This window comes from Nisaea sp., assembly GCF_040217065.1.
Lineage (GTDB): Bacteria > Pseudomonadota > Alphaproteobacteria > Thalassobaculales > Thalassobaculaceae > Nisaea.
Genome location: NZ_JAVJNX010000011.1, coordinates 567,517 through 584,546 on the forward strand (window position 1 = coordinate 567,517; position 17,030 = coordinate 584,546).

Genomic DNA, 17,030 nt, shown 5'->3' on the forward strand with positions numbered 1-17,030 from the left:
GGATGGGCAAACGCTGAAAAGCGCACGGCGGAGGCCGTCAGGCCGCGCTGGCGTAGCGTTCGCTCTCGATCGGCCCGATGCGGACCAGATGTTCCGTCGCGTGCTCGCCATCGAAATGCTGGTCGCGCCGGAAATGGGGATTGTGGTTGAGATCGCCTTCAATCTCTCCGGCAATCGACCGGAAGAGAGCCCAGGACGCTTCGTTGTCCTTGGTAATGGTGCTCTCCATATGCGTGACGTCCTCACAGGCGCCCCGCTTCAGCAGATTGCGCAGCATGGATTTCGCAAGCCCGCGTCCGCGTGCCTGGGGCGCGACGGCAACCTGCCAGACGAACAGGGTTCCGGGCTTGGCCGGGGGAAGATAGGCGGATACCCAGCCGACCACATCCCCGTCCAACTCCGCAACCACGCAGGTCTCCGCGAAATGCGTGCACTGCAGGAGATTGCAGTACATGGAATTATCGTCGAGCGCGTCCAGACCACCGATCAGGTTCCAGACGGCCGCGCCGTCCGTCGACGTCGGACGCCTGAAAGTCACACCTTTGGGCCCCGTCGCGTTGCGCGGAGCATTTTTCGAAATATCGATTTGCATAACCACCCCTTTGAGTAGGTGACCATTAATTAGTTCATCTAACTAAATTTGTCAAGACGCGACGCCGGGTCGGCCTGAGGATAAATTAGAGAAAAATGCACTGTAAATTGAACCTATGAACAGCATGCTTGCCTCAGTGCATGTCGCAATTACGCTCATTTACGACGCCTGGCGAAAGGGGTTACCCGAGAAAGAGTGATTTTAGTTAGGTAATAAAACTATAATAAGTTCGCGGCGGCATCGATCGGGTTCATACTCGCGCCGCCCGCATCCGGAGTAACGATGGACCACGAATCACAACATGCCCTGGTCGTCCTGCGCCGCATCCTGCGGGCCACGGAAAACCGGGCCCGGGCGCTATCCCGGGAATCGGGCCTGACCGCCTCACAGCTCCTGCTGTTGCAGACCCTGGCGGACGAAGTGGAATGTACGGCCGGCGCCATCGCCGCCCGGCTCGGCATCACCCAGGCGACAACCACATCCCTGGTGCACAAACTGGAAGCCAAGGGGCTGGTGGTGAAAAAGCGCGGCGACAGCGACCGCCGCCAGGTCTGGCTCAGCCTGAGCGACAGCGGCCGGGTCAAGCTGGCGAACGCGCCGGACGACCTGCAGGAAGTCTTCCGGCAGCGCTTCGACACGCTGGAGGACTGGGAGCAGATGATGCTGGTGGCGAGCCTTGAGCGGATCGCAACCATGCTCGACGCCGAGGAGATCGATGCCGCACCGGTGCTGGATTTCGGCGCGCTCGACCGGGAGGCCTGAGGCAGGTTACTCCCCGCCCCTGCCGGACACGGATCCGCAAAGGCATGAACGCGTCCGGGCGCACCCTTCTGCCGAAAAAATCTGGGACAACAGATACGGTTCCGCTCGACAATGCGCTCATTCTGTCGAAAGGTTCGCTTTCGAATGAAAATCAACATCTTCAAATGAAAATGCGTTTCCGCTAAGGGAACGCGAATTTGATAAACACAGGGAGGTTACCCGTTATGAACAGACGCGGGATTTTCGGTTTCGCTGCCGCTGCTTTTGGCGCTTTGACCATGGGATGGTCGGGCATGTCTCACGCCCTGGACGCACGTTTCCAGGACACCAACGGCGATCTGGTCGCAGACACGCCGACCGATCCGAGCCAGCAGGTCGACCCGAGCACGCTCATCTTCGCTTATACGCCGGTCGAGGATCCGGCCGTCTATGCCAAGGTGTGGGACGGGTTCCTGCGTCATATGGAAGATGTGACAGGCAAGAAGGTCCAGTTCTTCCCGGTCCAGTCCAACGCCGCCCAGATCGAGGCGATGCGCGCCGGCCGCCTGCATGTCGCGGGCTTCAACACCGGATCCAACCCGCTGGCCGTGAATTGCGCCGGTTTCGTCTCCTTCGCCATCATGGCGTCGAAGGACGGTAACTTCGGCTACAACATGGAAATCATCACCTATCCGGGCAGCGGCATCGAGAAGGTCGAGGATATCAAGGGCAAGAAGATGGCCTTTACCTCGCAGACCTCGAATTCCGGCTTCAAGGCGCCGTCCGCCATCCTGAAGGCCGATTACGACATGCTGCCGGAGCGCGATTTCGAGCCGGTTTTCTCCGGCAAGCATGACAATTCCATCCTCGGTGTCGCCAACAAGGACTATCCGGCCGCCGCGATCGCCAACTCCGTCTGGCACCGCATGGTCGCCCGCGACGTGATCAAGCAGGATCAGGTTGTCTCCGTGTACAAGTCGCAGACATTCCCGACGACCGGTTTCGGCTACGTCTACAACCTGAAGCCGGAACTGCAGGAAAAGATCAAGGAAGCGTTCTTCACCTTCAACTGGGAAGGCTCGGCTCTGAAAGAAGAGTTTGCCCGCTCCGGCGAAGAGCAGTTCATCCCGATCACCTACAAGGAATACTGGGACGTGATCCGGAAGATCGACACGGCCAATGGCGTTTCCTACGCCTGCAAGTAATCCAACCGACCACACCTGATAAGCGATCGCGTCAAGCGATCGCGAAACGAATTGAGGAGCGCCCTTAATGTTGCGACTTGAAGGTCTGTCAAAAGTCTATGGGACAGGCGATCGGGCGCTCACCGATGTTAGCCTTACGGTAGAGCCCGGTCAGGTCATTGGCCTGATCGGGCCGTCGGGAGCCGGAAAGTCCACGCTGATCCGGTGCATCAACCGCCTGGTCGAACCCTCGGCCGGAAAAATTTCCCTGGGCGATATGGATATCACCGGGCTGAGCCGCGGCGGCCTGCGCCAGGCCCGCCGGCGGATTGGCATGATCTTCCAGGAATACGCCCTGGTCGAACGCCTCACCGTGATGGAGAACGTGCTCTCGGGCCGGCTTGGCTATGTCGGTTTCTGGCGCAGTTTCTTTCGCAAGTTTCCGCCGCAATCCGTCGAGAACGCTTATCGCCTGCTCGACCGCGTCGGCCTCAGCGCGCATGTAAACAAGCGGGCCGATGCCCTGTCCGGCGGCCAGCGCCAGCGCGTCGGTATCGCCCGGGCGCTGGAGCAGGATCCGGACATGCTGCTGATCGACGAGCCCACCGCCTCGCTCGATCCGAAAACCTCGCGCCAGATCATGCGACTCATCATCGAGATCTGCGACGAGCGCGGCCTGCCGGCCATCATCAACATTCACGACGTCGCCCTGGCCCAGCAATTCGTGCGCCGGATCATCTGCCTGCAGGGCGGCAAGGTCGTGTTCGACGGCAGCCCGGACGAGCTGGATGCCGAGGTCCTGACCCGGATCTACGGTGAAGAAGACTGGTCCGCGACCATCCGCAAGGTGGATGAGGACGGAGAAGAAACCGGAGACAGCGCCGAGGAAATTGCCGCGGCGGCGCTCGATCGTGAACGCCTGGCGGGCCTGGCATGACCGCAGCCAGCCCAACCCAGTTTCCGACCACCTGGTCGCGTCCCCCCTTCATCAAGCGGGCCTGGCTGCGCTGGGCACTGTATTTCGGCGCATTGGTCTACATGGTGCTCTCGATCGGCTCGGTCGAGGTCAACTGGGTCCGGGTCTGGGAGGGACTGGATCGCGGCCTGCGTTTCGTCCAGGGCTTCCTGGTGCCGGATTTCACCAGCCGCTGGGATGACATCCTGATCGGCATGGAGGAAAGCCTGACAATGACGGTTACCTCCACGGTGGTCGGCGTTGCCATTTCGGTGCCGATCGGGATCGGCGCGGCGCGGAACATCGCCCCGCTGCCGGTCTATGCCGTCTGCAGGGCCATCATCGCCCTGTCCCGCAGTTTCCAGGAAATCATCATCGCTATCCTGTTTGTCGTGATGTTCGGTTTCGGCCCCCTGGCGGGCTTCATGACCCTGTCTTTCGCCACCATCGGCTTCCTTGCGAAGCTGCTGGCCGAGGATATCGAGGATATCGACGAGAGCCAGGCCGAGGCGGTCCGGGCCACCGGCGCCGGCTGGTGGCAGGTCGTGACCTACGCCATCCAGCCGCAGGTGATGCCGCGCCTGATCGGCCTCAGCCTGTACCGGCTGGACATCAATTTCCGTGAATCCGCGGTCATCGGCATCGTCGGCGCCGGCGGCATCGGCGCCACGCTGAACACCGCCATGGACCGGTATGAATACGATTCAGCGGCCGCGATCCTGATCCTGATCATCCTGATCGTCATGGCGGCGGAATATTCCTCAGGCTACGTGCGGAAATGGCTTCAGTAATGACACACACATCTTCCGGACAAGTCTGGCGCAGACGCACAACCAAGCAGGAGCTCTGCCTGTGGCTGGGCTGGCTGGCCCTCGCCGCTTTTTTCGTCTTCTGCTGGCAGGTCATGACCAAGACCACGATCTGGGCCTTTGCCTATGACGCGCCGCGTCAGGCGCTGGATATCGGATCGCGCATGTTCCCGCCGCGCTGGGAATATCTCCCGGACCTGCTGGAGCCGCTCTGGGACACCATTTCCATCGCCACGCTGGGCACCCTCATGGCGCTGTTCATGGCGGTCCCCATCGCCTTCCTGGCAGCCCGCAACACGACGCCGAGCACGCGGTACATCCGGCCCGTCGCCCTGCTGATCATCGTCTCCAGCCGCTCGATCAATTCCCTGATCTGGGCCCTGTTGCTGGTCGCGATCATCGGACCGGGCGTGATGGCCGGGATCGTCGCCATTGCCTTTCGCTCCATCGGCTTCGTCGCCAAGCTGCTTTACGAGGCCATCGAGGAAATCGACGAATCGCAGGTCGAGGCCGTCTCGGCAACCGGGGCCAGCAAGGCGCAGATCATGGATTACGCGGTCGTGCCGCAGATCCTGCCGGCCTTCGCCGGCATCACCGTCTTCCGCTGGGATATCAATATCCGGGAATCCACGGTGTTGGGGCTGGTCGGCGCCGGCGGGCTGGGGCTGCGCCTGCAGGAATCTCTCAATGTGCTCGCCTGGCCGCAGGTAACCCTGATCTTTGTCCTGATACTGATTACTGTGCTCGTGAGCGAGCTGGTATCCGCCAAGGTCCGGCACGCGATCATCTGACGACGCCCGCTACAGGGCGCGGATAGGTCCATGGAACTACTGATCAACATCGCCGGAGGCGTCGCCCTGCTCCTGTGGGGCGTCCGCATGGTGCGGACGGGCGTGACCCGGGCTTTCGGTTCCGGGATTCGCCGGGGGGTTTCTGCTGCCACACGGAACCGGTTCAGCTCGTTCTTCACCGGCCTCGGCGTCACCGCCATCCTGCAGAGCAGCACGGCAACGGCCCTGATCGTCGGCTCGTTCGGCGGCCGCCGGATGATCGCGATACCGGCCGGTCTGGCGCTCATGCTGGGCGCCGATGTCGGCAGCACGATCGTGGTTCAGGTTCTCGCCTTCGACGTGTCCTGGATGTCGCCGGTCTTCCTGTTCATCGGTGTGACAGCGTTCCTGTCGTCAGAGAATTCCCGGCGCCGGGCGATCTCCCGGGTCTTTATCGGCCTCGGCCTGATGCTGCTGGCGATCAAGCTGGTCATGCTGGCATCGGTTCCATTGCGCGACGGGCCGACGATCTCCCTGCTGCTCGCGCCCCTGCAGAGCGAGCCATTGCTGGCCATCCTGTTCGCCGCCCTGCTGACCTGGATCGCGCATTCCAGCCTGACCGTGGTCGTCCTGATCATGACCCTGGTCTCGCTGGGGGTTGTCGAAATTCATCTCGCCATTGCCATGGTGCTGGGCGCAAATATCGGCAGCGCGATCACCCCGGTGGCGATGAACTGGGGTTCGGACCCCGCCGCCCGCCGGGTTCCGGTCGGCAATCTGCTGATGCGCGGGACCGGAGTCCTCGCCCTTTTCGGGTTCATTCCGTGGGTGGTGCCGTATTTCGCGGACTTTTCCGTCGACTCGGCGCATCTGATCGCGAACGTCCATACCGGCTTCAACCTGATCGTGGCCATCTTCTTCCTGCCGCTCGTCGATTTTGTCGCAATGCTCGTCGTCCGCATCCTGCCGGACAGGGCCGGGCCGGACGACATCTTCGCACCGAGACATCTGGAAGAGGAAAGCCTCGACACCCCGTCAGTGGCGCTGTCCGCCGCCGCGCGCGAAACCCTCAGGATGGGAGACACGGTCGAGTCGATGCTGTCCCGAACCATGGACGCGTTGCGCGACGGGACCATGGACCAGATCAAGGAAATCGAGCGGGAGGACGACGTGGTCGACTCCCTACACGAGGCCGTGAAGCTCTACCTGACCAAGCTGTCGCGCCAGGAGCTGGACCCGGAGGAAAGCCGCCGCGTTGTCGAGATCCTGACCTTCACAACGAATCTCGAGCATATCGGCGACATCATCGACAAGAATCTGCTGGAACTGGCTGCCAAGAAAATCAAGGACGGCACTGTGTTCTCCAGGGACGGCCTCGAAGAGCTTGAGGCCCTGCACAGCGACGTGCTGGCCAACCTCAAGCTCGCGCTCAGCATCTTCATGACCGGGGATGCGCGGCTGGCCAGACGCCTGATGGAACAGAAGGTTCATATCCGCGAGCTGGAACAGAGATTTTCCGAAGCCCACTATGCCCGGATCCGCGACGGCAAGATGGAGTCGCTGAACAGCTCCTCCCTGCATCTCGACGTGCTGCGCGACCTGAAGCGGATCAACAGCCACATCACCTCCGTGGCCTATCCGATCCTTGAGTCGACCGGACAGATTGCGGAGAGCCGGCTGCGCGACGCATAGGGCTTCGTCAAGTCGGCTGACGCTGACGCTTGCGCGCGCCCGGGCAAGACACAAGTGCACTGGTGCGGAGCGGGTGTCCTGGCCGTATCTCAGTATCATGGCGCTTGAGGCCGCAGGGCAGGACCGGTCTCTTGGCGGGTATCGGAGCCGCGCTACCGCTTAGGTGGAGACAGCGCGGCCGAAATAGGCCAATCCGACAAGAATCATAGAGACACGCTCTCCATCGTCGGACAATGGCAACATCAGCCGCGAATATCCTCGAAAGGACCGTAGATCTGACACTGGACGCGCTCTCTCGTAATCCGGAATCCCGGTACGTCCGACCCTGACATACCGTTCAAATATCTTGTCGAGATTCTCCACGCCCTCGATATCGGAGAACTTCATCCCCGTACGGTCCTGACCGAACTCGTTCGCAACCTCAGTGCCCATCAAACGAACGTGAAACTCGCCGATCGTATCGGCCACGTCGATCAGCATCAGTCGCGGCAGAATCCAGGATAACTCTCCTGGATCAATCTCCTTGCGGCTTGGCCCGGTGCGTTCGCCTCGTTTCTCGGCCCAGTAATCGTAAAGCCTTAGGAGATGGGGATCGTCAATGCCGAGGGGGTTTAGGATAGCATTCAAAACCTGACCCCATTCCGTAACACCGCCGGTACGAATAACATACAGGTTGGCGAACCGTAAATTTTCTGTTCGCCATCAACGCCCCTTCCAGACAGGATCCCGTCCCTCCGCGAAGGCGGTGTAACCTTCCCGATTGTCCTCGGATCCGTAGAGTTTATCGACGGTCTCGAACTGGCGCCTGGTGATCCGGTTCATGGCATCCTGGAAGGCCATGTCCTCGGCCTCGCGGACGATCTCCTTGATGGCAGCAAAGACCAGCGGCGGGCCTGAGGCGAGATGCTTTGCGAGCGCCCGCGCCTCGTCCATCAGGGACGCGCCCGGATAGACATGGTTCACCAGCCCCCAGCGCGCCGCCTCCTCGACCTCGATCCAGCGCCCGGTGAACAGCATTTCCATGGCGATGTGATAGGGAATGCGCTTCGGCAGCTTCACCGTCGCCGCGTCAGCCACGGTACCGGAGCGGATCTCCGGCAGCGCGAATGTGGCGTGATCGGCAGCGAGGATGATATCGGCGGACAACGCCAGCTCAAGTCCGCCGCCGCAGCAGATCCCGTTCACAGCCGCGATCACCGGCTTGTTCAGGCCGCGCAGTTCCTGCAGGCCGCCAAATCCGCCAACACCGTAATCGCCGTCGACCTCATCCCCGGCGGCCGCCGCTTTCAGGTCCCAGCCCGGACAGAAGAACTTCTCCCCCGCGCCGGTGACGATGCAGACCCGCAGCTCCGGATCGTCCCGAAAGGCGGCGAAAGTGTCGCCCATGATCCGGCTGGTGGCGAGATCGATGGCGTTCGCCTTGGGCCGGTCCAGCGTGACTTCAAGCACATGGCCATCGCGCCGGGTCTTGATCGGGCCTTCACTCATTTCCGTCTCCCATCCTGATCAGGGCATCCACTGCAACCGCCCCCTCGGGCAGGCAGAGCAGCGGGTTGATTTCCACTTCGCTGACCCGCCCGTCCTGGGCAGCCACGAAATCCTGTACGGCCCGCACGGCGGCGACGATCGCATCCCTGTCCGCAGGCGGCGCACCGCGATAACCGTCAAGCAACGGCGCGATCCGGAGCCTGTCCAGCGCCGCCTCAATCGCCGCATCAGAGGCGGGCAGCAGCAGCGTCGCGCTGTCCTGCAATATCTCCGTCTGCACGCCACCGGCGGCAAGCGTCAGAACATAGCCATGCGCCGGATCCAGCGTCACGCCGACCAGCAATTCGGCAACCGCGCCCGAGACCATCTGTTCGACAAGGAACTGCTCCGTCGGCATGGCATTCGCTGCCTTGCGCACCTCTTCCGCACTACCGAGCCCGATCCGGACAGCGCCCGCCTCGGTCTTGTGCGCGATCCCGATGCCTTTCAGCACCAGGGGAAAGCCGATCTCGCCAGCGGCTGCCGCCGCACTTTCCGCATCCGATGCCTCGATACTCTTCGGCACGGAAAGGCCGTGACGGGCCAGAGCCTCTTTCGCCTCCCGCTCCGCATGTGTGCGGAGATTTCCCGGCGTCCCCGGAAGAAGCAGCGGCTCGGAAAGCGCGCGATCCGCCCCAAGCCAGGCCGCGGCGGCAATCGCGGTCAAAGCCTCATCCATGCCAGTGAAGGGCACAATACCGAGACCGAACAGGGTTTCCGCCACCTTTTCCGGAAGGTTCTCCGGCAGGGAGGCAAGGATCGCCATCGGCTTTCCGCTGTTCGCCATTGTCTTGTGAACAGCGCGGATCGCCTGATCCCATTCGGCAGCGCCGCCGAGCTCAACCTTCGGAAAGTCGAGCACCACGATCCCGAGCGCAAGACCGCTGCCCTGCATCATGGCGGTAAAGGTCTTCTCGACGGCCGCTTCGTCGCCCCAGATATAGGTGTGGTAGTCGAGCGGATTGGCGAGCGTCACTTTCGGGCCGAGCGCACCGGCAAGATCCGCGCGCTGCGCGTCTTCCAGCGGCGGATAGAAAACGCCCCGCGACAGGCCGGTGTCGGCCATCAGACTGGCCTCCCCGCCGGAGCAGGACATGGAGGCGATCCTGTTCGAAGGCAAAGGCCCTGTCACATGCAGCAGTTTCAGGGTCTCCAGCAGGGCCGGAAGGCTGCGGATTTCGGCAATGCCGAGCCGCTCCAGCAGCGCCGTCGCGCCTGCATCGCTCCCCGCAAGAGAGGCGGTGTGGGAGACAGCCCCCGTCCGCGCTTCCTCGGACCGGCCGACCTTGAGCGCAACGATGGGCTTGCCCAGCCTCCGCGCCTTCTGCGACAGCGCCTCGAAAGCCCTGAGATCGCCAACACCCTCGATATAGAGGCCAAGCGCAGTTACGCGGGGATCGTCCAGCAGGCACATGCCGATTTCGGCGAAACCGGTCTGCGCCTGGTTACCGACGGTGACCATATAGGCCAGCGGCAGGCCCCGACGCTGCATGGTGAGGTTGATCGCGATATTGGATGACTGGGCGACGATGGCCACCCCACTTTCAACCGGACACCCGCCATGCAGATCGGGCCAAAGGGCCGCGCCGTCGAGATAATTGATCAGCCCGTAGCAGTTCGGGCCGAGCAGAACCATATCGCCCGCAACCTCCAGCAGCTTTTCCTGCAGGGCCGCACCGTCACCGGTCTCCCTGTCCGCCTCGCGAAAACCGCTGGCGAAACAGACCGCACCGCCCGCGCCCATTTCCGACAGTTCCGCCACCGTCTCGACGGTGGCATGGCGGTTGATGCCGATGAAGGTGGCGTCGGGCGCATCCGGCAGATCCGCGATCGCGGCATAGGTCGGAACGCCTGCGATTTCTCCCCGTTTCGGGTGGATCGGCCAGAGCGCGCCCTCGAAGCCGATCTTGCGGCATTCGGCGACGACATTCGCGCACCAGGCGCCGCCCCCGATCACCGCGATGGACCGGGGCCGGAGCAGCCGTTCGAGACCTGATGACATGCGGTGTCAGGCGCCCAGCGGCCGGAGAAGTTCCCGGCTGATGATGTGACGCTGAATCTCCGAGGTTCCGTCCCAGATCCGCTCGACCCGTGCATCGCGCCAGAACCGTTCGATCGGGAAATCGTCCATCAGCCCCATGCCGCCATAGATCTGCAGCGTGGCGTCCGTGACCCGGGCCAGCATCTCCGAGGCATAGACCTTGGCGCTGGCGATCTCCCGGTTGGCCGGCAGCCCCTGATCGAGCCTCCAGGCCGACGCGAGTGTCAGCCAGTCGGCGGCATCGATCTCCGTGATCATGTCGGCGAGCTGGAAGCTGATGCCCTGGAATTTGCCGATGGCCTGGCCGAACTGCTTGCGCTCGGCGGCATAGGCAAGCCCCATGTCGAAGCAGCGCCGGGCCCGGCCGACGGCCATGGTCGCGACCGTGATGCGGGTGGCATAGAGCCATTCGTTCATCACCTCGAACCCGCCATCGACCTCGCCCAGCACCTGGGCGTCCGGCAGACGGCAATCGTCGAATTCGAGGATCATGTTCTTGTAGCCGCGATGGCTGACCGACGTGTAGCCGTCACGGATGGTGAAGCCCGGTGTGCCCCGGTCCACCAGGAAAGTGGTGATCCGCTTTTTCGGGCCGCGCGGAGTGTCGTCCTCACCGGTCGCCACGAAAACGATGATGAAATCCGCATGGTCGGCGCCGGAGATGAAATGCTTGCTGCCATTCAGCACCCAGTCGCCGCCATCCCTCCTTGCCGCACAGGTCATGCCTCGGACGTCGGACCCCGCGCCCGGCTCCGTCATGGCCAGCGCGTCCATCCGTTCACCCTTGACCGCCGGGGTCAGGTAACGCTCGATCTGGTCGCCCTTGCAGGCCATCAGGATATTCTGCGGACGGCCGAAGAAATGGGTCAGCGCCATGGAGCCACGGCCAAGCTCACGCTCGACCAGCGCGAAATCGAGATGGCTCAAACCGCCGCCACCAACCTCTTCAGGAAAGTTCGAGGCATAGAAACCGATATCGAGGCATTTCTGCTTGATCGCCTCGGCCAGCTCCGGGCGCACCTCGCCGGTCCGCTCCACCTCGGCTTCATATGGATAAATCTCGGTCTCGACGAACCCGCGCACCGTCGAGACGATCATCTCCTGCTCTTCGCTCAGCCCGAAATGCATCAGAGCACCTCCGACGGATCCGGTTGCGGCAGCCTGGCATGAGCCGCCGCGAGGGCTTCCAGATTTTCCAGAACGGAGGCTTCCGGCACGGAGGAGCTGCGGGTGGTCAGGTCCACATGGATCATGAGCTGCTCGCCCGTCGCCAGCTCCTCGCCGGCCTCGTTCTTCATCCGGTGGAAGACGCGGTATTTCTTGCCCTTGCCTTCGAGCACCTGACTGTCGACATGAATGCGCTGACCGGCGAGGGTTTCGTTGAGGTAGCGAATGCGGCTGTCGACCGTGAAGTAGCTTTTGCCGCTGTCGATATAGGCGGTATCCGCTCCGACCAGCTTCATCATCGCGTCAGCCGCGTCCGAGAAGACCTGGCCATAGCGGCTCTCGTTCATGTGGCCGTTATAGTCCGTCCAGTCGACCGGCACGATGCGGTCCACGGAGCGCACCAGTGCACCGTCTGCCGCCGGTTTGGCCAACGTGCCCTCATGCTCGGCGATCAGCTTGCCGACGGCGGCTCCCTGCCCCTTCAGCGCCCGCATCATGGCGACGAGATTGTTGTCCCGCAGCCGTTCCAGCTCGCGGATCGACAATGCGCCGGACTGGGCGTCGGACTGGTCCGCGATCTGTTTCACCAGATCGTCGGTCAGCTCCGGCACATCCATCAGCTTGGTCCAGGGCCATTCGAGGCACGGGCCGAACTGGGCGATGAAATGGGCCATGCCCGATTCGCCGCCGGCAATCCGGTATGTCTCGAACAGGCCCATCTGCGCCCAGCGCAGACCGAAACCATAGCGGATCGCATTGTCGATCTCTTCGGTGGTCGCGATCCCGTCCTTCACCAGCCAGAGCGCCTCGCGCCAGACAGCTTCGAGGAAGCGGTCGGCGATATGGGCGTCGATCTCGGCCCGGACCCGCAGCGGGTAGCAGCCGACGGAACGCAACAGGCCCTCGGCCTTCTCGATCACGCCCAGGTCCGCCCCCGGCCCCGGCACCACCTCGATCAGCGGCAGCAGATAGACCGGGTTGAAAGGATGGGCGACAAAGATGCGTCCCGGGTTTACAGCCCCCTCGCCCAGCTCCGAGGGTTTGAAGCCGGAGGTGGAAGAGCCGATCGGCGTCTGCACACCGGTGGCCGCCTCGATTTCCGCGAAGACCTTGTGTTTCAGGTCGAGCCGTTCGGGCACGCTCTCCTGGATCCAGTCAACGCCGGTGACCGCATCCGCAATGGTCTCGACATGGCTCAGCGTGCCTTCCGCCGGGAGTGCGGTCTCGTACAGCATCGGCAGGGCGTGCCGGGCATTGCCCAGTACTTCCGCCATTTTCCGCTCGGCTTCCGCATCCGGATCGAACAGCCGGACGTCCCAGCCGTTCAGCAGGAAGCGCGCCGCCCAGGCGCCGCCAATGACGCCGCCGCCGATAATGGCAGCTGTTTTGCCTGAGACGCTCATTTCGGGGCCCGCTTCACGAGTCCGAGCTTCTTGCGAACGGCATCCGGCCCGATCACGGTCGCACCGAGATTTTCGATGATGGTGACCGCCTTCTCGACGAGCTGCGCGTTGGTCGCGAGCTGTCCCCTGGCGAGCCAGAGATTGTCCTCAAGTCCGACACGGACATTGCCGCCGGCCAGCACCGAGGCGGCGACATAGGGCATCTGGTGACGGCCGAGCGCAAAGGCCGACCAGTTCCAGTCCGCCGGCACATTGTTCACCATGGCCATCAGGGTGTTGAGATCGTCCGGCGCCCCCCACGGCACGCCCATGCAGAGCTGCACCAGGGCGGGGCTTTCCAGCACATTGTCATCGACCAGCTTCTTGGCCAGCCAGAGATGCCCCGTATCGAAAGCCTCGATCTCCGGCTTCACGCCGAGCGTCGTCATCATCGCGCCCATCGCCTCGAGCATCCCCGGGGTGTTGGTCATGACATAGTCTTTTTCGGCGAAGTTCATGGTGCCGCAATCGAGCGTGCAGAGTTCCGGCAGGCACTCGGCGATATGGGCCACACGTTCCTCGGCGCCGATCATGTCCGTGCCCTCGACCAGCGGCAGCGGCTGGGACGGGCTGCCGAACACCAGATCCCCGCCCATGCCGGATGTCAGGTTCAGCACCATGTCCACCTCGGCATCCCGGATCCGGTCCGTCAGTTCGCGATAGAGCTTCAGGTCACGCGCCGGCGCACCGGTTTCGGGATCGCGCACATGGCAATGCACCACGGCCGCGCCAGCCCTGGCAGCGGCAATCGCGCTCTCGGCAATCTGCTGCGGGCTGCGCGGCACATGCGGGCTGCGGTCCTGCGTGCCTCCGGAACCGGTGACGGCACAGGTGATGAAAACCTCGCGGTTCATGTCGAGCGGCATCGCAAACTCCCATAAGCAGTCTTTCAATCGCCGCCAGCCTAGGATGCGTTGACAGAGGCCATCATGCCGCTTTAGCTCTTTATCATGCCTATTTGGATCAATCAGCGCGACGGTATCCAGGAAATCGCGGTCCTGCTGTTCAACCGCTTTTCCAATTACTGCCTCGCCAACACCGTCGAGCCGATGCGGGCCGCGAACGATGCTCTCGGCCGAACCGCCTATCGCTGGCGCCTGCTTAGCCTCGATGGCGGGCCGGTCACATCCTCAAGCGGCATGCAACTGATGCCCGACGGCAAACTGTCGGACATGCCCGGCGGCGACGCATTGTTCATCCTGCCGAGCTACGCCTACCGGACCTACGGCACCCCTACCTGCCTCGACGCGCTCCGCGCAGCCGCGCGCCGGTTCGAGACGCTGGCCGGACTTGATGCGGGAAGCTGGCTGCTGGCGGAGGCGGGCCTGCTGATCGGCTATAGCGCGACCATTCATTTCGACGAGTTCGAGCGCTTTTCGGAACGCTTTCCGGACGTGACTGCGGTCCGGGAACGCTGGATCGTCGACCGGGACCGGATGAGCGCCGGCGGCGCCACAACCGCCTTCGAGCTGATGCAGCACCTGATCGCCAGCACCCATGGTGCGGCAATCTCGATCGAGATTGCCGGGCTGTTCATGCAGGGCGACGACAGCGAGCGCGCGAATGCCATGCAGACGCCGCCGGGCGACAGGCGGGTGCAACGGGCGCTGACAGTGATGCGGCGCCATCTGGAGACGCCCCTGACGGTTGCCGCCCTGGCCCGCGCGGCAGGATGCCGCCAGCGGGACCTGGAAGTCCGGTTTCGCCGTGCCTTCGGCGCCACACCGAGAACCGTCTACAAGCAGCTGCGGATGGCCGAAGCGCTCCGGCTGGTCCGTGACGGCGAGCTCTCCGTGTCAGAGATTGCATTACGTTGCGGTTATGCCGATCCGAGCGCCTTCACCCGCGCTTTCCGCGTCACGCATGGCGCCCCCCCGCGTGACCATCGCCCATAAGCGAAGTAGACCAAATCAGAGAGGCACTCTTCGGCCGTCGAAAATGAAGAAACGATATCTTTACGATTTGGCCCTATATACATGCGCTCATTCCCTTTAGAGGGCCGTTTTTTCAACTTCCGCTCTTGTCGCACCCTGTCTTTCTTCGCCCGATGCCGCCTTCCGCCACAAAAAGCATGGCGGCAAGATCCTGAAGGTGAACCGATGCACTATTCAACCGAACCAGGTGGAAAATGGCTAAAACCAAACGTCTGACCGGCGTCGAACGGTCCATGGCACAGGACGAACTTATCGTGACGAAGACGGATCTCGACGGAAAGATTCGCTACGCCAACCGGACTTTCTACAAATTCGCCGATTATGAACCCGTCGAGTGCATCGGGGTGCAGCACAACATCATCCGCCACCCGGAAATGCCGCGCACGGTCTTCAAACTCCTATGGGACACGATCAAGTCCGGTGAGGAAATCTTCGCCTATGTAAACAATCGCTCGAAGAACGGCGATTATTACTGGGTGTTCGCCCATATAACTCCGAGCCGAAGCGCCGACGGATCGATCATCGGCTACCACAGCAACCGCCGTGCACCGAACCGGAACGTGCTCCACAATCATATCCAGCCGCTTTACACCCAGCTGCTGGACATCGAGCGAAACAGCACCAGTCCGAAGGATGCCCTCGCCGCAGGCGAAACACACATTCATGACCTTTTGAAATCGAAGGGCATGTCTTTCAACGAGTTTATGTTTGCACTGGGGGTTTAGATGTTCGGATCAACCAGCACAAAGGACGTCAAGGCTGCCATTCCGGTCCTGAAGAAACTCGTCGAAGGCGATTTCGACCAGCGGATCACGCAGATCAGCGGAAATTCCGAGACGGCGGAACTTCTGCACCTGGTGAACGATCTCGTCGATCGCTGCGATTCCTATCTTCGGGAATCCGCCGCCTGCATGTCCTATGTCAGCGAAAACAAATATTACCGCAAGATCATCGAAACCGGCATGCCTGGGGACTTCCTGGCGGCCTCCCGATCGGTCAACAACGCCCTTTCCTCTATCGACAAGAGGGTCCAGGAATTTTCCGGTGCGACCGCGGCTTTTGAATCAACGGTTCAGAATATTGTCGAGACTGTCGCCTCCGCCTCGACCGAGCTGATGTCCTCGTCGGAATCGATGCAGAATATCGCATCGGACACGAGCGCGCGGGCGACATCCGTGGCCGCCGCCGCCGAAGAGGCCTCGGTCAATGTCCAGTCCGTCGCCTCGGCGTCCGAACAGCTCTCGTCCTCGATCACGGAAATCAGCCAGCAGGTCTCCCACGCGTCCTCAGTCGCCAATGATGCCGCGGCGCTGACCGGCCAGGTGACCCAGCGTGTCGACAGCCTGGAACTGGCAACGGCCAACATCGTCGGTGCCCTGAAGATCATCAGTGCGATCGCCGAGCAGACCAACCTGCTGGCGCTGAACGCCACCATCGAGGCGGCCCGTGCCGGCGAAGCCGGCAAGGGTTTTGCCGTGGTCGCGAACGAGGTCAAGGCGCTGGCCAACCAGACCAGCGGGGCCACCGAGGAGATCAACGGCTTCGTCCGGAGTATCGAGGAGGCCAGCAAGCATACCATCACCGGCATTCGCGACATCTCGGCCCAGGTGAACACGATCAGCGAAGCCAACGCGGCCGTCTCCGCCGCGGTGGAAGAACAGTCCGCCGCCACGCGCGAGATCGCCGGCAATATCGAGCAGGCCTCGGCGGGCACGTCCGAAGTGACCGAGAACATCACGGCTGTCACCGCATCCGCCCAGGAGACAAGCCACACGGCACATGAGGTCAATGGCGCCGCCAGCGAGCTCTCGGTTCAGGCGGAATCCCTGCGATCGGTCGTCGGTGCCTTCCTGGACAGGGTCCGCACCGTGGTCTGACCGCCTGCACCGTCTCCACGGTCAAAGCCAGGCTCTGGCGTCAGAGCCTGGCTTTTTCATGCCCAATGCATTCTCCCCTCCGGGAACAGGAAAACGCCCCGCGCTGAATGCACGGGGCGTTTTCGGCAGGCGATCTCGATCAGAGGCTAAGAGCCATATCTTGTCCCGTAGATGACCTGGCGGCGACCTACTCTCCCACGCCTTAAGACGCAGTACCATTGGCGCGGAGGGTTTTCACGGCCGAGTTCGGAATGGGATCGGGTGCGGGCCCCTCGCCATGACCACCAGGTCATCAACGG

16 protein-coding genes and 1 rRNA gene are annotated in these 17,030 nt (G+C 62.6%); 9 read left to right on the forward strand and 8 right to left on the reverse strand.

Features of this window, described 5'->3' with window-relative positions; translation table 11 throughout:
* Window positions 1-37: 37 nt before the first annotated feature.
* Window positions 38-538 carry a diaminobutyrate acetyltransferase gene (ectA, locus tag RH950_RS20910; protein ID WP_350059691.1) on the reverse strand — a complete coding sequence of 167 codons (501 nt, stop codon included), beginning with the start codon at window positions 536-538 and terminating at the stop codon, window positions 38-40.
* A 336-nt stretch (window positions 539-874) separates the two neighbouring features.
* Here ectA and RH950_RS20915 point away from each other — a divergent pair, with 336 nt between their 5' ends.
* From RH950_RS20915 to RH950_RS20940, 6 genes are all read left to right on the forward strand, one after another.
* Entirely contained in the window at window positions 875-1,354 is a 480-nt protein-coding gene (locus RH950_RS20915; protein WP_350059692.1) for a MarR family winged helix-turn-helix transcriptional regulator, read from the forward strand.
* Window positions 1,355-1,647: 293 nt separating this feature from the next.
* Window positions 1,648-2,538 carry a phosphate/phosphite/phosphonate ABC transporter substrate-binding protein gene (gene phnD / locus RH950_RS20920; protein ID WP_350059693.1) on the forward strand — a complete coding sequence of 297 codons (891 nt, stop codon included), beginning with the start codon at window positions 1,648-1,650 and terminating at the stop codon, window positions 2,536-2,538.
* Between the two features lie 67 nt (window positions 2,539-2,605).
* The gene (phnC, locus tag RH950_RS20925; RefSeq protein WP_350059694.1) at window positions 2,606-3,454 is read left to right on the forward strand and encodes a phosphonate ABC transporter ATP-binding protein; all 849 of its coding nucleotides are present in this window, start codon (window positions 2,606-2,608) and stop codon (window positions 3,452-3,454) included.
* Entirely contained in the window at window positions 3,451-4,263 is an 813-nt protein-coding gene (gene phnE, locus RH950_RS20930; RefSeq protein ID WP_350059695.1) for a phosphonate ABC transporter, permease protein PhnE, read from the forward strand. The genes phnC and phnE (RH950_RS20930) overlap by 4 nt, the downstream gene beginning before the upstream one ends.
* Window positions 4,263-5,072, forward strand: a complete 810-nt coding sequence (phnE, locus tag RH950_RS20935) for a phosphonate ABC transporter, permease protein PhnE (protein WP_350059696.1) — start codon at window positions 4,263-4,265, stop codon at window positions 5,070-5,072. The genes phnE (RH950_RS20930) and phnE (RH950_RS20935) overlap by 1 nt, the downstream gene beginning before the upstream one ends.
* A 30-nt stretch (window positions 5,073-5,102) precedes the next feature.
* Entirely contained in the window at window positions 5,103-6,743 is a 1,641-nt protein-coding gene (locus RH950_RS20940) for a Na/Pi cotransporter family protein (protein ID WP_350059697.1), read from the forward strand.
* Between the two features lie 159 nt (window positions 6,744-6,902).
* Here RH950_RS20940 and RH950_RS20945 read toward each other — a convergent pair whose 3' ends face one another.
* The 6 genes from RH950_RS20945 to bcoG form a co-directional block, all read right to left on the reverse strand.
* A complete protein-coding gene (locus tag RH950_RS20945; RefSeq protein WP_350059698.1) occupies window positions 6,903-7,370 on the reverse strand; it encodes a PAS domain-containing protein in 468 nt (155 codons plus the stop codon).
* Between the two features lie 75 nt (window positions 7,371-7,445).
* A complete protein-coding gene (locus RH950_RS20950; RefSeq protein WP_350059699.1) occupies window positions 7,446-8,231 on the reverse strand; it encodes a carnitinyl-CoA dehydratase in 786 nt (261 codons plus the stop codon).
* Complete coding sequence (locus tag RH950_RS20955) at window positions 8,224-10,272, reverse strand: acetate--CoA ligase family protein (RefSeq protein ID WP_350059700.1); 2,049 nt, start codon at window positions 10,270-10,272, stop codon at window positions 8,224-8,226. Before RH950_RS20955 ends, RH950_RS20950 begins: the two co-directional genes overlap by 8 nt.
* 6 nt (window positions 10,273-10,278) lie before the next feature.
* On the reverse strand, window positions 10,279-11,439 hold the full coding sequence (locus RH950_RS20960; RefSeq protein WP_350059701.1) for an acyl-CoA dehydrogenase family protein: 1,161 nt from the start codon (window positions 11,437-11,439) through the stop codon (window positions 10,279-10,281).
* Window positions 11,439-12,881, reverse strand: a complete 1,443-nt coding sequence (locus tag RH950_RS20965) for a carnitine 3-dehydrogenase (protein ID WP_350059702.1) — start codon at window positions 12,879-12,881, stop codon at window positions 11,439-11,441. The genes RH950_RS20960 and RH950_RS20965 overlap by 1 nt, the downstream gene beginning before the upstream one ends.
* A complete protein-coding gene (bcoG, locus tag RH950_RS20970; protein WP_350059703.1) occupies window positions 12,878-13,786 on the reverse strand; it encodes a 3-dehydrocarnitine:acetyl-CoA trimethylamine transferase BcoG in 909 nt (302 codons plus the stop codon). Before bcoG ends, RH950_RS20965 begins: the two co-directional genes overlap by 4 nt.
* 84 nt (window positions 13,787-13,870) lie before the next feature.
* On the opposite strand from bcoG, the gene RH950_RS20975 reads away from it, so the two are divergent.
* The 3 genes from RH950_RS20975 (at window position 13,871) to RH950_RS20985 (ending at window position 16,731) form a co-directional block, all read left to right on the forward strand.
* On the forward strand, window positions 13,871-14,815 hold the full coding sequence (locus RH950_RS20975; RefSeq protein ID WP_350059704.1) for a GlxA family transcriptional regulator: 945 nt from the start codon (window positions 13,871-13,873) through the stop codon (window positions 14,813-14,815).
* Window positions 14,816-15,087: 272 nt separating this feature from the next.
* The gene (locus RH950_RS20980) at window positions 15,088-15,579 is read left to right on the forward strand and encodes a PAS domain-containing protein (RefSeq protein ID WP_350059705.1); all 492 of its coding nucleotides are present in this window, start codon (window positions 15,088-15,090) and stop codon (window positions 15,577-15,579) included.
* Window positions 15,580-16,731 (forward strand): methyl-accepting chemotaxis protein, encoded by a 1,152-nt coding sequence (locus RH950_RS20985; RefSeq protein ID WP_350059706.1) that lies wholly within the window; start codon window positions 15,580-15,582, stop codon window positions 16,729-16,731.
* Between the two features lie 174 nt (window positions 16,732-16,905).
* Here RH950_RS20985 and rrf read toward each other — a convergent pair.
* Window positions 16,906-17,020: ribosomal RNA gene (rrf, locus tag RH950_RS20990) — 5S ribosomal RNA — on the reverse strand.
* Between the last annotated feature and the right edge of the window lie 10 nt (window positions 17,021-17,030).

What these genes read in the sequence shown, in the direction of transcription:
- RH950_RS20915 (WP_350059692.1), top strand. Translation starts at nt 875, where the DNA reads ATGGACCACGAATCACAACATGCCCTGGTCGTCCTGCGCCGCATCCTG.
- RH950_RS20965 (WP_350059702.1), bottom strand. Translation starts at nt 12,881, where the DNA reads ATGAGCGTCTCAGGCAAAACAGCTGCCATTATCGGCGGCGGCGTCATT.
- RH950_RS20985 (WP_350059706.1), top strand. Translation starts at nt 15,580, where the DNA reads ATGTTCGGATCAACCAGCACAAAGGACGTCAAGGCTGCCATTCCGGTC.
- RH950_RS20955 (WP_350059700.1), bottom strand. Translation starts at nt 10,272, where the DNA reads ATGTCATCAGGTCTCGAACGGCTGCTCCGGCCCCGGTCCATCGCGGTG.
- RH950_RS20960 (WP_350059701.1), bottom strand. Translation starts at nt 11,439, where the DNA reads ATGCATTTCGGGCTGAGCGAAGAGCAGGAGATGATCGTCTCGACGGTG.
- RH950_RS20975 (WP_350059704.1), top strand. Translation starts at nt 13,871, where the DNA reads ATGCCTATTTGGATCAATCAGCGCGACGGTATCCAGGAAATCGCGGTC.
- phnC (WP_350059694.1), top strand. Translation starts at nt 2,606, where the DNA reads ATGTTGCGACTTGAAGGTCTGTCAAAAGTCTATGGGACAGGCGATCGG.
- phnE (WP_350059696.1), top strand. Translation starts at nt 4,263, where the DNA reads ATGACACACACATCTTCCGGACAAGTCTGGCGCAGACGCACAACCAAG.
- RH950_RS20950 (WP_350059699.1), bottom strand. Translation starts at nt 8,231, where the DNA reads ATGAGTGAAGGCCCGATCAAGACCCGGCGCGATGGCCATGTGCTTGAA.
- bcoG (WP_350059703.1), bottom strand. Translation starts at nt 13,786, where the DNA reads ATGCCGCTCGACATGAACCGCGAGGTTTTCATCACCTGTGCCGTCACC.
- phnD (WP_350059693.1), top strand. Translation starts at nt 1,648, where the DNA reads ATGTCTCACGCCCTGGACGCACGTTTCCAGGACACCAACGGCGATCTG.
- phnE (WP_350059695.1), top strand. Translation starts at nt 3,451, where the DNA reads ATGACCGCAGCCAGCCCAACCCAGTTTCCGACCACCTGGTCGCGTCCC.
- RH950_RS20980 (WP_350059705.1), top strand. Translation starts at nt 15,088, where the DNA reads ATGGCACAGGACGAACTTATCGTGACGAAGACGGATCTCGACGGAAAG.
- RH950_RS20940 (WP_350059697.1), top strand. Translation starts at nt 5,103, where the DNA reads ATGGAACTACTGATCAACATCGCCGGAGGCGTCGCCCTGCTCCTGTGG.